The sequence below is a fragment of the Pseudomonas sp. F8002 genome (assembly GCF_013385495.1).
Classification (GTDB): Bacteria; Pseudomonadota; Gammaproteobacteria; order Pseudomonadales; family Pseudomonadaceae; genus Aquipseudomonas.
The window spans coordinates 38,409-52,131 of sequence record NZ_JACAPW010000024.1; the positions used below are offsets into that span (position 1 = coordinate 38,409).

The following is a 13,723-nucleotide window of genomic DNA, read 5'->3' on the forward strand; positions in this document are numbered from 1 at the left end:
GTTTGAGCGTTAAGCCTTACTTGCCCGTCTTGACCTTGGTCCAGCTACGGGTCATCAAACGTTGCACTTTCGGGGGTAGCTCGAAGTTGACAAAAGTCCGGTCGAGAACCGCCTGCGGTGGGTAAACCGCTTCGTCGGTGCGTATCGATTGCTCCATCAGTTTGTCCGCCCCTGGGTTAGGGTTGGCGTAACCGACGTAATCACTGACCTGAGCGATCACTTCAGGTTTCAGCAAATAGTTGATGAAGGCGAGGGCCTCTTTGACGTTGGTGGCATCCTTGGGGATGGCCAGCACGTCGAACCACAGGTTGCCGCCTTCTTTCGGAATCACATAGGCGATGTTCACGCCCTTGCCCGCCTCGGCTGCACGAGCCTTGGCCTGGAACACATCACCGGAGAAACCGGCCGCCACGCAGATGTTGCCGTTGGCCAGGTCCGAGATGTATTTGGAAGAATGGAAGTAGGTCACGTAGGGACGCACTTTCAGGAGTTTCTCTTCAGCCTTCTTGTAGTCTTCAGGGTTGGTGCTGTTGGGGTTGAGGCCCATGTAGTTGAGCACCGCCGGCAGCATTTCATCCGCCGAGTCCATGAACGACACACCGCACGTGGCCAGCTTCTTCATATTTTCCGGCTCGAACAGCACGGCCCAGGAGTCGATATGGTCGACGCCCAATACTTCCTTGACCTTGTCGACGTTGTAGCCAATACCGTTGGTGCCCCACAGGTACGGCACGGCGTACTGGTTGCCCGGGTCGTTCTTTTCCAGACGCTTGAGCAGCGCCGGGTCGAGGTTGGCGTAGTGGGTCAGTTGCGACTTGTCGAGCTTCTGGAACGCGCCGGCCTTGATCTGCTTGCCGAGGAAGTGGTTCGACGGCACGACCACGTCATACCCGGTACGCCCGGCGAGCAACTTGCCTTCCAGGGTTTCGTTGGAATCAAACACGTCGTATACCGGCTTGATGCCGGTGGCCTTTTCAAAGTTGGCCAGGGTGTCCGGGCCGATGTAGTCCGACCAGTTATAAATATGCACAGTCGGCGCGGCCTGCACGCTGACAGCCAGCGTGATACCTGCACCCACCAGCAAGGCTTTGCGAAATAAAGAAATTGGCAAGTGGAGGTCCTCTTAAATAGTTGGGCCCGAAGTTGTTGCCCGGCAACAAAACCGGCGCGCAACTTACCCTCGATAAACCGATCCGGCAAAACTTTCTGTCATTTAATGGGTGGGAGCGGGCTATGTGGGAGCGGGCTTGCTCGCGAAAGCGGCGTATCAGTTGATACATACGCTAGCTGACACACCGTCTTCGCGAGCAAGCCCGCTCCCACACCAGCCTGCTCCCACAGGTCTTAAGGCTTACTTGCCCGATTTGATTTTGGTCCAGCTGCGGGTCATTTCCCGCTGAGTAGCAGCCGGCAAGTCAGCAATGGCATACAGCTTGGCTTGCACGTCCGCTGGCGGATAAATGCCTGGGTCGCTGGTGATGTCTTTGTCGACCAACGCGGTAGCTTTCTCGTTACCGTTCGGGAAACGTACGCTGTTGGTAATGCCCGCCATGACTTCCGGCTTCAGCAGGTAGTTCATGAACTTGTAGGCAGCGTCGACGTTCTCGGCATCTTTAGGGATGGCGACCATGTCATAGAAGCTGCCGGCACCTTCTTTCGGAATGTCATAGGCAACCTTGACCTTGCCACCGGCTTCAGCCGCGCGGGACTTGGCCTGTTGCACGTCACCCGAATAACCCACGGCTACGCAGATGTTGCCGTTGGCCAGGTCGGAAATGTACTTGGACGAGTGGAAGTAGCCGATCGAAGGACGCAGCTTGAGGAACAGGGCCTCGGCTTGCTTGAGGTCTTCCTTCTTCTGGGTGTCGGTCGGCAGGCCCAGGTAATGCAGTGCCACTGGCAGCATTTCGGTTGGCGAATCGAGGAAGCTCACACCGCAGCCTTTGAGCTTGGCGAGGTTTTCCGGCTTGAGGATGGTGTCCCACGAGTCGATCTTGTCGATGCCCAGTGCGGCCTTGACCTTCTCCGGGTTGTAGCCGATGCCGATCGAGCCCCACATGTACGGGAAGGCGTGCTTGTTGTCCGGGTCGCTGATGGACACGGCTTTAAGCAGGGACTTGTTCAGGTTGTCGTAGTTCGACAGCTTGGACTTGTCCAGTTCCTGGTAAACACCGGCCTTGATCTGCTTGGCGAGGAAGTTGTTCGACGGCACGACAATGTCGTAGCCGGACTTGCCTGCCAACAACTTGGCTTCCAGGGTTTCGTTGGAGTCGAACACGTCATAGACCACCTTGATCCCGGACTCTTTTTCAAAGTTCGCGATGGTGTCCGGTGCGATGTAGTCGGACCAGTTATAAACGTGCAGCACTTTATCGTCGGCGTGTGCCGCGCCTGCAATGGCCCCCATCAGGGACAAGGCCAGGAGGGTCTTGCCAGCGTTCTTCAAACCTAATGCCTTCATTCGGTCATGCTCCAATTTTTTCTTTTTTGGGCCACGTTCGTTCTTTAATTACAACGTGTTTCGCAGCCCGTCTAAGGGCGACAAAACAGGGCGACAGTCTGGCAAGTTCAGGGGCCGGCTTTCAACCAATGCCCCGCTTTTCTAACACCCCAGAAGCAGCGCCCGACAGGCGCTGCGTTCTGAGCCTAGCATTTAGCCCTGCAATGCCGCCAAAGTCAGGTCCAGGCAGTGCCGCGCCTTGGTCACCAACTCGTCTATCTCGGCCTTGCTGATCACCAGCGGTGGCGAAATGATCATGGTGTCGCCCACGGCGCGCATGATCAGGCCATTCTCGAAGCAGAACGTGCGGCAGATCATGCCAACACCACGGCCTTCATAACGCTTGCGCGTTGCCTTGTCCTGAACCAGTTCGATGGCACCGAGCATGCCCACACCGCGAACTTCACCCACCAGCGGGTGATCAGCCAGTTCCCTCAAACGCTTTTGCAAATAGGGTGCCGTTTCGTCGTGCACGTGCTTAACAATTTGTTCATCGCGCATGATGCGGATGTTTTCCAGGGCTACCGCTGCCGCCACCGGGTGACCGGAATAGGTGAAGCCGTGGTTGAAATCACCGCCTTCGTTCAGCACGGCGACCACTTCGTCGCGCACGATCAGGCCGCCCATCGGGATGTAGCCGGAGGTCAGGCCCTTGGCGATGGTCATCATGTCGGGCTTGAGGCCGTAGAAATCGCTACCGAACCACTCACCGGTGCGGCCAAACCCACAGATCACTTCGTCAGCCACGAACAGGATGTCGTACTTGGCGAGGATTTCCTTGATGCGCGGCCAGTAGCTGTCTGGCGGCACGATCACGCCACCGGCACCCTGGATCGGCTCGGCAATAAAGGCACCGACGTTGTCCACGCCCAGTTCCAGGATCTTCTCTTCCAGCTGGTTGGCCGCCCACACGCCGAATTCTTCCGGGCTCATGTCGCCGCCTTCGCCGAACCAGTAAGGCTGGGCGATGTGGACGATGCCCGGGATCGGCAAGTCGCCTTGTTCATGCATATAAGTCATGCCGCCCAGGCTGGCGCCGGCCACGGTTGAACCGTGGTAGCCATTCTTGCGGCTGATGATGGTTTTCTTGTTCGGCTGGCCTTTGATCGCCCAGTAGTGGCGGACCATACGCAGCATGGTGTCGTTGCCCTCGGAGCCGGAGCCGGTGAAGAACACGTGGTTCATGCCTTGCGGGGCGATATCGGAGATGGCTTTGGCCAGTTCCAGCACCGGCGGGTGGGCGGTCTGGAAGAACAGGTTGTAGTAAGGCAGTTCTTTCATCTGCTTGGCGGCCGCATCAGCCAGTTCATCGCGACCGTAACCGATCGCCACGCACCACAGGCCGGCCATGCCGTCGAGAATCTTGTTGCCTTCGCTGTCCCACAGGTAAACGCCGTGGGCTTTGGTGATGATCCGTGGGCCTTTCTCTTTCAATTGCTTGAAGTCGCTGAACGGCGCCAGGTGGTGATCGCTGCTCAAGGCTTGCCATTCACGGGTTTGCGGGTTGTTGCTGGACATACCAATCTCCTAGATGTTTCAGGTGAGGACGCGCCGTTTGAAGGGCGCGCCCGGCGCATCAGACGGCGAAGAGCAGGAATTCCCGCTCCCACGAACTGATCACGCGCTTGAAGTTTTCATGCTCGGCCCGCTTGACCGCGACGTAGCCTGTGATGAATTTGTGACCCAGGTATTTCTCGATGGTCTTGCTGTTTTCCATGCGTTCCAGGGCGTCTTCGATGGTCAGCGGCAGGCGCAGGTTGCGGCGCTCGTAACCACGGCCCACCACCGGCGCGCTTGGGCTGATGCCTTCGACCATGCCGATGTAGCCACACAGCAAGCTGGCGGCAATCGCCAGGTACGGGTTGGCATCGGCGCCCGGTAGGCGGTTTTCCACCCGACGGTTTTGTGGGCCGGCGTCTGGAACCCGCAGGCCAACGGTGCGGTTCTCTTCGCCCCACTCCACGTTGACCGGCGCCGAGGTGTCGGGCAGGAAGCGGCGGAACGAGTTGACGTTAGGGGCGAACAGCGGCAACAGCTCGGGGATGAACTTCTGCAGGCCGCCAATGTGGTGCAGGAACAGCTCGCTCTTGGTCCCGTCTTCATTGGAGAACACGTTCTTGCCGGTGGCGATATCGATGATGCTCTGGTGCAGGTGCATTGCGCTGCCGGGCTCGCCGGTCATGGGCTTGGCCATGAAGGTGGCCGCCACGTCGTGCTTGAGCGCCGCTTCGCGCATGGTGCGCTTGAACACCAGGATCTGGTCGGCCAGGGACAGTGCGTCGCCGTGACGGAAGTTGATTTCCATCTGCGCCGTGCCGTCTTCGTGGATCAACGTGTCGAGGTCCAGTTCCTGCAATTCGCACCAGTCGTAGACGTCTTCGAACAACGGGTCGAATTCGTTGGCCGCTTCTATAGAGAAGGACTGGCGGCCAGTCTCCGGGCGACCGGAGCGGCCAATCGGCGGTTGCAGCGGGAAGTCCGGGTCTTCGCAGCGCTTGGTCAGGTAGAACTCCATCTCCGGCGCCACGATGGGCTGCCAGCCCTTGTCGGCGTAGAGCTTGAGGACTTTCTTGAGCACGTTGCGCGGCGACAGCTCGATCGGGTTGCCTTGCTTGTCGTAGGTGTCGTGGATCACCTGGGCCGTAGGCTCTATGGCCCAGGGCACGAGGTACACTGCGTTCTCGTCCGGGCGGCAGATCATGTCGATGTCGGCCGGGTCGAGCAATTCGTAATAGATGTCGTCTTCGACATAGTCGCCGGTCACGGTCTGCAACAGAACGCTTTCGGGCAGGCGCATGCCTTTTTCGGCGATGAACTTGTTGGTCGGCGAGATCTTGCCCCGGGTGATGCCGGTGAGGTCGCCAATCATGCATTCGACTTCTGTGATCTTGTGGTCTTTCAACCAATCGGTGAGCTGGTCGAGGTTGTTACTCATAAATGCCTCTGGGCTGTGTTTCCTGACATCCATTAAAGGTCAGGCGTAAGTTGACGCAGCATCCGCGTCGCGTTGCATCACCCGCTTTCGACAGGCATTGCCAAATGCCTGGAAGATTGCGAGGTAGTGCGGGTTAGAGCTTACCTGCCATTCGGGGTGCCATTGCACTCCTAAAGCAAAAGCCTTGCCCGCGGGCACTGAAAAGCCTTCGATCAGGCCATCCGGCGCGGTGGCCTCGACCTGGAAACCGGCCGCCAGGCGATCAATCCCCTGTGAATGAATCGAGTTGACCTGGATCGTCGACGGCAAGCCCAGGCTTGCCAATACCCCATTCGGGGAGATGGTTACCGGATGTGCCGGGCCGTACTGGATGTCCAGCGGCTGGGTGTCGTCTTCGCGGTGATCCATCATGCCCGGCACTTCATGAACCTTCTGGTGCAGGCTGCCGCCAAACGCCACGTTCATTTCCTGGAAGCCACGGCAAATCCCCAGTACCGGAACGCCGGCCGCTATGGCTGCACGCAGCAGCGGCAGGGTGGTTTGGTCCCGTGCAGAATCATGAGCAGTCCCGGGCGCGCTGGCCGGACCGTCGTAGTGAAAGGGTTCGATATTGGAAGGTGAGCCGGTAAATAGAATGCCGTCCAGACCGTCAAGAATATTGGCCGGGTCGAGCAGATCCGCCAGGGACGGAATAATCAACGGCAAGCCCTTGGCAGCGGTGGCCACTGCACGGACGTATTTGTCGCCACTGATGTGATAAGCATGCAGACCGACCTGTTTGGAGCAGGCGGTGACGCCGATTAACGGCAGGCGAGACATGAAGCACCCCGGTATTATTGCTGTTATGGGTTTGAATCGAGCTTAGCCTTGTTCATTTTTTTACACAACACCCCCGTAAAAAATACAACACGGCCCGCTCAAACGTGCTGGTTCCAAGAGCCCCAATCCCAAAAAATTGCCCCAAAAAGCCCCAAAAAAGCCCTCACGGCGCTTTTTTAGGGCAAAAAAGGCCTCGCTTGACTTCGGCATGCCGTTCGGGTTGACTGAAACCCGAAGAGATCAATGATTGATATTTTTAACAACAAAGGTGTTGCATCATGTCGGTACCCCCGCGTGCCGTTCAGCTTAACGAAGCGAACGCGTTCCTTAAGGATCATCCTGAGGTTCTGTACGTAGACCTTCTAATTGCGGATATGAATGGTGTGGTGCGCGGCAAGCGCATCGAACGCACCAGCCTCCACAAGGTTTACGAGAAGGGCATTAACCTGCCTGCCTCTCTATTTGCCCTGGATATCAACGGCTCAACGGTGGAAAGCACCGGCCTGGGTCTGGACATCGGTGATGCTGACCGAATCTGTTATCCAATCCCCGACACCCTGTGCAATGAACCCTGGCAAAAGCGCCCAACCGCGCAACTGCTGATGACCATGCACGAACTCGAAGGTGAACCTTTCTTCGCCGATCCTCGCGAAGTACTCCGCCAAGTTGTAAGCAAATTTGACGACCTCGGTCTGACCATCTGCGCCGCATTCGAGCTGGAGTTCTACCTGATTGACCAGGAGAACGTGAATGGCCGGCCACAACCGCCCCGCTCGCCGATCTCCGGCAAACGCCCGCACTCGACACAGGTCTACCTGATCGACGACCTCGACGAATACGTCGACTGCCTCCAGGACATTCTGGAAGGTGCAAAAGAGCAAGGCATCCCTGCCGACGCCATCGTCAAGGAAAGTGCCCCGGCGCAGTTCGAAGTGAACCTGCACCACGTTGCCGACCCTATAAAGGCCTGCGACTACGCGGTACTGCTCAAGCGCTTGATCAAGAACATCGCCTACGACCATGAGATGGACACCACCTTCATGGCCAAGCCTTACCCGGGCCAGGCAGGCAACGGCCTACACGTGCACATTTCGATCCTGGACAAGGACGGCAAGAACATCTTTGCCAGCGAGGATCCCGAGCAGAACGCCGCATTGCGTCACGCGATCGGCGGTGTGCTGGAGACCCTACCCGCCCAAATGGCGTTCCTGTGCCCTAACGTCAACTCCTACCGTCGTTTCGGCGCACAGTTCTACGTGCCGAACTCGCCGTGCTGGGGCCTGGATAACCGCACCGTGGCGATTCGCGTACCGACCGGCTCGTCTGACGCCGTACGTATCGAACACCGTGTGGCCGGGGCTGATGCCAACCCTTACCTGCTGATGGCTTCGGTCCTGGCGGGCGTGCATCACGGCCTGACCAACAAGATCGAGCCTGGCGCACCGGTGGAAGGCAACAGTTACGAGCAGAACGAACAGAGCCTGCCGAACAACCTGCGTGATGCCCTGCGCGAGTTGGACGACAGCGAGGTGATGGCCAAGTACATCGATCCTAAATACATCGATATCTTCGTCGCCTGTAAGGAAAGTGAGCTGGAGGAGTTCGAACACTCCATCTCCGACCTTGAGTACAACTGGTACCTGCATACCGTGTAAGCGGTTGCCGGGCTAAAAAAAACGCCGCAGGCCTTTGGCCTACGGCGTTTTTTTATGGCTGTGGTGGCGAGGGAGCTTGCTCCCGCCGGGCTGCGAAGCGGCCCCAATAAGAACACCGGGTTCTTTCAGGCGGAACCGAGGTGCAGGTCTTGGGCCTGCTGCGCAGTCCAGCGGGAGCAAGCTCCCTCGCCACAGGGTATGGATCATCCAGTGGCTCTGCGTACAATGCCCGCTGCCCTGTAGGAGACTTCAATGAATCGCCCTGCCACTCCTCGCAAACCCCGCGCCCGCAGCCAGGCCCGGATCGACGCGATCCTCGACGCCGCCCGCACCTTGCTGGCCGCCGAAGGCGTGGCCAGCCTGTCGATCTACAGCGTGGCCGAGCGGGCGCAGATTCCACCGTCATCGGTGTATCACTTCTTCGCCAGCGTGCCGGCGTTGCTGGAGGCGCTGACCGCTGATGTCCATGCAGCCTTTCGCGCGGCCATTCAGGCGCCCATCGATCATGATTCACTCAAGCACTGGCGCGACCTGTCCTGCGTGGTCGAGCAGCGCATGCTCAGCATCTACAGCAACGACGCCGCCGCCCGGCAATTGATCCTGGCCCAGCACGGGCTGACCGAAGTGACACAGGCCGACCGCCAGCACGACCTGGAGCTGGGAAACCTGATGTTTGAGGTGTTCAACCGGCACTTTGAGGTGCCGAGCCTGCCCGCCGATGTCGACGTGTTTGCCCTGGCCCTGGAACTGAGCGACCGCGTCTACGCGCGCTCGGTGCATCAGCACGGGCAAATCACCCCGCGCATGGCCGAGGAAGGCATGCGGGTGTTTGATGCGTATGTGGGGCTTTATCTGCCGGCGTTCTTGCCCAAGCGGGTGGTCACATGATCATTCCCACGCTCTGCGTGGGAATGTCTCATGGGACGCTCCGCGTCCCGCCAGCCAGCGCAAGACTTGAGCCCTGCGCATGGGTGACGCGGAGCGTCACGGGATGCATTCCCACGCAGAGCGTGGGAACGATCACACGATCACAACTTGGCGATCGACACCTCGGTGGATTTCACGAAGGCAATCACTTCACTGCCGATCACCAGTTCCAGCTCTTTCACCGAGCGGGTGGTGATCACGGAAGTGACGATGCCGGACGCGGTCTGTACGTCGATTTCCGACAGCACGTCGCCTTCGACGATTTCCTTGATGGTGCCTTTGAACTGGTTACGCACGTTGATGGCTTTGATAGTCATGGTCGTTCTTCCTGTGTAAGACAAGTGAGTTATTGAGCCCAACGCAATTGCGTAGGCAGCGGTGAAACAGGTTCGGGTTCCGGCGGGGTGCCGGGCAGCGACAACACACGGTTAAGCACTTCGGTTTCCAGCGCCGCCAGGCGGTGGGAGCCACGCACCCGCGGACGTGGGAGTTCCACGTGCAGGTCGAGGCCGATTTCGCCGTCTTCGATCAAAATCACCCGATCGGCAATGGCCACGGCTTCGCTGACGTCGTGGGTCACCAGCAACACGGTGAAGCCGTGCTTCTGCCAGAGGTTCTCGATCAGTTGCTGCATCTCGATCCGGGTCAGGGCATCCAGCGCCCCCAGCGGTTCGTCCAGCAGCAACAGGCGCGGTTGGTGGATCAGGGCGCGGGCCAGGGCCACGCGCTGCTTCTGGCCACCGGACAACGCCGCCGGCCACTCATTGGCGCGCTCGGCCAGGCCGACCGCTTCCAGCGCTTCCAGTGCCTGCGGGCGCCAGTTGCCCTTGAGGCCAAGGCCCACGTTGTCGATGATCTTTTTCCACGGCAGCAGGCGCGCTTCCTGGAACATCAACCGCGTGTCTTCAATCGCTTCGCTCAGCGGCGCGGAGCCGGCGAGCAGTTCGCCGCCGCTGGCTTTGTCCAGCCCGGCCAGCAGGCGCAGCAAGGTACTTTTGCCGCAGCCACTGCGGCCCACGACCGCCACGAATTGACCGGCAGGAATATGCAGGTCGATTTCCTTCAGCACTTCCCGCGCGCCGAAAGCCTTGCGCAACTTGCGCACTGCCAGGGGAATGCCCCGCAGCAGGCGTGGAGGTTGTTGAGCGGTCATGCCGCACCTCCTTTATTCACTTGATAAGCCGGGTGCCAGCGCAGCCAGACTCGCTCCAGGCCTCGCGCCGCCAGGTCTGCCAGCTTGCCGAGGACCGCGTAAAGCACGATCGCCAGAACCACCACGTCGGTCTGCAGGAATTCCCGGGCGTTCATCGCCAGGTAGCCGATACCGGAACTGGCGGAGATGGTTTCCGCGACGATCAACGTCAGCCACATAAAGCCCAGTGCGAAGCGCACGCCCACCAGAATCGAAGGCAAGGCGCCCGGCAAAATCACTTGGCGAAACAGGCTGAAACCGGACAGGCCATAACTGCGGGCCATTTCCACCAGCGCCGGGTCGACGTTGCGGATGCCGTGGTAAGTATTGAGATAGATCGGGAACAGTGTGCCGAGGGCGACCAGGAATATCTTCGCCGTCTCGTCGATGCCGAACCACAGGATCACCAGCGGGATCAGCGCCAGGTGCGGCACGTTGCGGATCATCTGCACCGAGCTGTCCAGCAGGCGTTCACCCCAGGTCGACAGGCCGGTAATAAAACCCAGGGTCAGGCCGATGCTGCCGCCGATCACAAAGCCCAGGCCCGCACGCCAGCCGCTGATGGCCAGGTGGGTCCAGATTTCGCCGCTGCGCACCAGGCTGACACCCGCTTCGATCACCGCGCTGGGTGCCGGCAGAATGCGCGTCGACAACCAGCCGGCCGAGACGGACAGCTGCCATACCGCCAGTAACAGGATCGGCAGCGCCCAGGGCGCCAATCGATGACTTAACTTTTCAAGGTTCATGGCGGCGCCTCAGCTCTGGGACGCAGCTTTGGGAAGAATGTCGTTGGCGACCATTTCGCCGAACGGGCTGACGTAGCCGGCGCCTTTCGGCAGCTCGGGACGCTTGATGTCCAGATGCGGGAACAGCAACTCCGCTACGCGATACGACTCTTCCAGGTGTGGATAGCCGGAGAAGATAAAGGTATCGATACCGAGGTCCGCGTATTCCTTCACCCGCGCGGCCACGGTCGGGCCATCGCCCACGAGTGCCGTGCCGGCGCCACCGCGTACCAGGCCTACGCCCGCCCACAGGTTGGGGCTGACTTCCAGGTTGTCGCGGCTGCCGCCGTGCAAGGCGGCCATGCGTTGCTGGCCTACGGAATCAAAGCGCGACAACGACGCCTGGGCGCGGGCGATGGTTTCATCGTCCACGTGGGAGATCAGTTTGTCGGCGGCCTGCCAGGCTTCGGCGTTGGTTTCACGCACGATCACATGCAGGCGAATGCCGAAGCGCAGGGTACGTCCGAGCTTGGCAGCCTTGGCGCGAACCTGTGCAATCTTTTCCGCCACCGCAGCCGGAGGCTCGCCCCAGGTCAGGACCATTTCCACTTGTTCGGCTGCCAGGTCCTGGGCCGCTTCGGAGGAGCCACCGAAATACAGCGGCGGGCGCGGTTGCTGGATCGGCGGATAGAGCAACTTGGCGCCTTTGACGCTGATGTGCTGGCCGTCGTAATCGACGGTCTCGCCTTCCAGTACGCGGCGCCAGATGCGGGTGAACTCCACCGACGCCTGGTAACGCTCTTCATGGCTCAGGAACAAACCGTCGCCGGCCAATTCATCCGGGTCTCCACCGGTCACCAGGTTGAACAACGCGCGGCCGCCGGACAGACGATCCAGGGTCGCGGCCTGACGCGCAGCCACCGTCGGGGAAATGATCCCGGGGCGCAGCGCGACAAGGAATTTCAAGCGTTGGGTCACCGGGATCAGCGACGCCGCCACCAGCCACGAATCCTCGCAGGAGCGGCCGGTGGGGATCAGTACCCCGCCGAAGCCAAGGCGGTCGGCCGCCTGGGCCACTTGCTGCAAGTAGCCGTGATCAACGGCGCGAGCGCCTTCGGCGGTGCCAAGGTAATGGCCGTCGCCGTGGGTAGGCAGAAACCAGAAAATATTGAGGCTCATGGAGTTGTCTCCTGAAGAAGTCGGATTACGGCGCTTTGGCAACGGCGGCAGGTGGTGTCCAGATCACGTCCTTGATGCTCAAGGGTTTGGGGATCAATTTGAGTTGGTAGAAGCTGTCGGCGATTTTCTGCTGCGCCGCGATCACTTCAGGCGTCAGGAACTGCGCACCGTAGCCCTGGCGTTTTACCGAGGTCAGGGTGATGTCAGCCGGCAGGCCCAGCAGCGGAGCAACTTGTTCGGTGACTTGTTCCGGGTTGGCCTTGGACCATTCGCCCACGGCGCGGACCTCCTCCACCAGCGTCTTGATCACTTCAGGGTGTTTTTCGGCGTACGGCTTGGTGGCCAGGTAGAACTGATGGTTGTCGGCAATGCCGGTGCCGTCACGCAGGGTGCGGGCTTGCAGTTGCTTCTCGGCGGCTGCCTGGTACGGGTCCCAGATCACCCAGGCATCGACGCTGCCACGCTCGAACGCGGCGCGGGCATCGGCGGGCGGCAGGAACACGGTCTGCACGTCGGTGTATTTCAGGCCGGCATCTTCCAGGGCACGTACCAGCAGGTAATGCACGTTGGAGCCTTTATTGAGGACGACTTTCTTGCCCTTGAGGTCTTGCACCGATTTGATCGGCGAGTCTTTCGGTACCAGGATCGCTTCGCTGGTAGGCGCCGGCGGTTCATAGGCGACGTAGAGCAGATCGGCACCGGCAGCCTGGGCGAACACTGGCGGGGTTTCACCCGTCACGCCGAAGTCGATGGAGCCTACGTTCAATCCTTCCAGCAGCTGCGGGCCGCCGGGAAACTCGGTCCACTGCACTTGCACGCCCTGCTCGGCCAGGCGCTTTTCCAGCGAGCCCTTGGCCTTGAGCAGCACCAGGGTGCCGTATTTCTGATAGCCGATCCGCAAGGTTTCGGCGGCCTGGGCTTGAACAATGGCGCCGAAGGACACAGCCGCAGCAAACAGTGCGACCAGACCACGACGCAAGATGACAGTGCGCATGGCGCTCTCTCCAAATATACGATTAGGGGGTTGGCTGCACCTGCTTGGCCGTTGGCGGCTGAGTAAGGTGAGTAGTACTTGTCGAATTCAGGTAAAGCTGGGTAAGGCTTAAATGCTCCAGCGAGCACTCAACAAACGTTCATTCAACACATTGGGGTCAAGGGGTTTCGGGCGGCGGGCCATGGCGCTGTAGAACGTCTCCAGGGCCTCGCTCAAGCGTTGTTCCAGCACCGGCACCAGTTGCGCCTGGGCGCTGCCTTCGCCGTAGGCGATCTGGCTGTCTTCGGCGAAAATCCCGTGGAGCAATTCCTGGGCTTTCAATGCCGACAGCACCGGCTTCAGCGCGTAGTCCACCGCGAGCATGTGGGCGATGCTGCCGCCGGTGGCCATCGGCAACACTATTTTGTGGGCCAGGGCGCGTTCAGGCAGCAGGTCGAGGATGGTTTTCAGCGCGCCGGAAAACGAAGCCTTGTACACCGGCGTGGCGATCACCAGGCCATCGGCGTTCGCCACTTGCTGCAACAAGTCGATAATTTTCGGGCTATCGAACCGCGCGTGCAGCAAGTCTTCGGCCGGGAAGTCCCGTATCTGATAACTCACCACTTCCACGCCTTGTTGCTGCAACCAGTTGCGGGTGTGATCCAGCAAGACCCCGGACCGGGAACGTTGGCTGGGGCTACCACCAAGTGTTACGACCAGCATGTAGGAAATTCCTTTGGAAAGTGTCGGCGGTTCGCTATGTGGCGATGGCGCCAAGATGGGACAGACCATATCAGCCAATTTATATATCTATAAAT

13 protein-coding genes are annotated in these 13,723 nt (G+C 59.8%); 2 read left to right on the top strand and 11 right to left on the bottom strand.

The features are described from left to right. Positions 1 to 16 precede the first annotated feature (16 nt). From HX811_RS18070 to HX811_RS18090, 5 genes are all read right to left on the bottom strand, one after another. Complete coding sequence (locus tag HX811_RS18070) at positions 17 to 1,111, bottom strand: polyamine ABC transporter substrate-binding protein (RefSeq protein ID WP_003213885.1); 1,095 nt, start codon at positions 1,109 to 1,111, stop codon at positions 17 to 19. A 240-nt stretch (positions 1,112 to 1,351) separates the two neighbouring features. After that, positions 1,352 to 2,446 (bottom strand): polyamine ABC transporter substrate-binding protein, encoded by a 1,095-nt coding sequence (locus HX811_RS18075; RefSeq protein WP_177046887.1) that lies wholly within the window; start codon positions 2,444 to 2,446, stop codon positions 1,352 to 1,354. Between the two features lie 207 nt (positions 2,447 to 2,653). After that, the gene (locus tag HX811_RS18080; RefSeq protein ID WP_003213889.1) at positions 2,654 to 4,018 is read right to left on the bottom strand and encodes an aspartate aminotransferase family protein; all 1,365 of its coding nucleotides are present in this window, start codon (positions 4,016 to 4,018) and stop codon (positions 2,654 to 2,656) included. Positions 4,019 to 4,076: 58 nt separating this feature from the next. Next, a complete protein-coding gene (locus tag HX811_RS18085) occupies positions 4,077 to 5,435 on the bottom strand; it encodes a glutamine synthetase family protein (RefSeq protein WP_003213891.1) in 1,359 nt (452 codons plus the stop codon). Between the two features lie 39 nt (positions 5,436 to 5,474). Continuing rightward, positions 5,475 to 6,254, bottom strand: a complete 780-nt coding sequence (locus HX811_RS18090) for a gamma-glutamyl-gamma-aminobutyrate hydrolase family protein (protein ID WP_003213893.1) — start codon at positions 6,252 to 6,254, stop codon at positions 5,475 to 5,477. Positions 6,255 to 6,532: 278 nt separating this feature from the next. Between HX811_RS18090 and HX811_RS18095 the strand changes: the two genes are divergently transcribed. Both HX811_RS18095 and HX811_RS18100 read left to right on the top strand, forming a co-directional pair. Further along, the gene (locus tag HX811_RS18095) at positions 6,533 to 7,909 is read left to right on the top strand and encodes a glutamine synthetase family protein (protein WP_003213894.1); all 1,377 of its coding nucleotides are present in this window, start codon (positions 6,533 to 6,535) and stop codon (positions 7,907 to 7,909) included. A 252-nt stretch (positions 7,910 to 8,161) separates the two neighbouring features. Beyond that, on the top strand, positions 8,162 to 8,797 hold the full coding sequence (locus HX811_RS18100; protein WP_177046784.1) for a TetR/AcrR family transcriptional regulator: 636 nt from the start codon (positions 8,162 to 8,164) through the stop codon (positions 8,795 to 8,797). Between the two features lie 140 nt (positions 8,798 to 8,937). On the opposite strand, the gene HX811_RS18105 is transcribed toward HX811_RS18100, so the two are convergent. The 6 genes from HX811_RS18105 to ssuE form a co-directional block, all read right to left on the bottom strand. Beyond that, positions 8,938 to 9,153, bottom strand: coding sequence for a molybdopterin-binding protein (locus HX811_RS18105; protein WP_003213899.1), 216 nt, complete (start codon positions 9,151 to 9,153; stop codon positions 8,938 to 8,940). Between the two features lie 29 nt (positions 9,154 to 9,182). Further along, positions 9,183 to 9,989: an aliphatic sulfonates ABC transporter ATP-binding protein gene (gene ssuB / locus HX811_RS18110; protein WP_008438906.1), complete on the bottom strand. Its 807-nt coding sequence runs from the start codon at positions 9,987 to 9,989 to the stop codon at positions 9,183 to 9,185. Next, entirely contained in the window at positions 9,986 to 10,774 is a 789-nt protein-coding gene (gene ssuC, locus HX811_RS18115; RefSeq protein WP_008438905.1) for an aliphatic sulfonate ABC transporter permease SsuC, read from the bottom strand. Before ssuC ends, ssuB begins: the two co-directional genes overlap by 4 nt. A 9-nt stretch (positions 10,775 to 10,783) precedes the next feature. Beyond that, complete coding sequence (gene ssuD, locus HX811_RS18120) at positions 10,784 to 11,932, bottom strand: FMNH2-dependent alkanesulfonate monooxygenase (protein WP_177046785.1); 1,149 nt, start codon at positions 11,930 to 11,932, stop codon at positions 10,784 to 10,786. Between the two features lie 25 nt (positions 11,933 to 11,957). After that, on the bottom strand, positions 11,958 to 12,926 hold the full coding sequence (locus HX811_RS18125; RefSeq protein ID WP_003213907.1) for a sulfonate ABC transporter substrate-binding protein: 969 nt from the start codon (positions 12,924 to 12,926) through the stop codon (positions 11,958 to 11,960). A 108-nt stretch (positions 12,927 to 13,034) separates the two neighbouring features. After that, a complete protein-coding gene (ssuE, locus tag HX811_RS18130; protein WP_003213909.1) occupies positions 13,035 to 13,628 on the bottom strand; it encodes an NADPH-dependent FMN reductase in 594 nt (197 codons plus the stop codon). Between the last annotated feature and the right edge of the window lie 95 nt (positions 13,629 to 13,723).

Bases quoted from the DNA above. Each gene is read 5' to 3' on its own strand.
- HX811_RS18080 (WP_003213889.1), bottom strand. From the start codon at position 4,018: ATGTCCAGCAACAACCCGCAAACCCGTGAATGGCAAGCCTTGAGCAGC.
- HX811_RS18085 (WP_003213891.1), bottom strand. From the start codon at position 5,435: ATGAGTAACAACCTCGACCAGCTCACCGATTGGTTGAAAGACCACAAG.
- HX811_RS18090 (WP_003213893.1), bottom strand. From the start codon at position 6,254: ATGTCTCGCCTGCCGTTAATCGGCGTCACCGCCTGCTCCAAACAGGTC.
- HX811_RS18095 (WP_003213894.1), top strand. From the start codon at position 6,533: ATGTCGGTACCCCCGCGTGCCGTTCAGCTTAACGAAGCGAACGCGTTC.
- HX811_RS18100 (WP_177046784.1), top strand. From the start codon at position 8,162: ATGAATCGCCCTGCCACTCCTCGCAAACCCCGCGCCCGCAGCCAGGCC.
- HX811_RS18105 (WP_003213899.1), bottom strand. From the start codon at position 9,153: ATGACTATCAAAGCCATCAACGTGCGTAACCAGTTCAAAGGCACCATC.
- ssuB (WP_008438906.1), bottom strand. From the start codon at position 9,989: ATGACCGCTCAACAACCTCCACGCCTGCTGCGGGGCATTCCCCTGGCA.
- ssuC (WP_008438905.1), bottom strand. From the start codon at position 10,774: ATGAACCTTGAAAAGTTAAGTCATCGATTGGCGCCCTGGGCGCTGCCG.
- ssuD (WP_177046785.1), bottom strand. From the start codon at position 11,932: ATGAGCCTCAATATTTTCTGGTTTCTGCCTACCCACGGCGACGGCCAT.
- HX811_RS18125 (WP_003213907.1), bottom strand. From the start codon at position 12,926: ATGCGCACTGTCATCTTGCGTCGTGGTCTGGTCGCACTGTTTGCTGCG.
- ssuE (WP_003213909.1), bottom strand. From the start codon at position 13,628: ATGCTGGTCGTAACACTTGGTGGTAGCCCCAGCCAACGTTCCCGGTCC.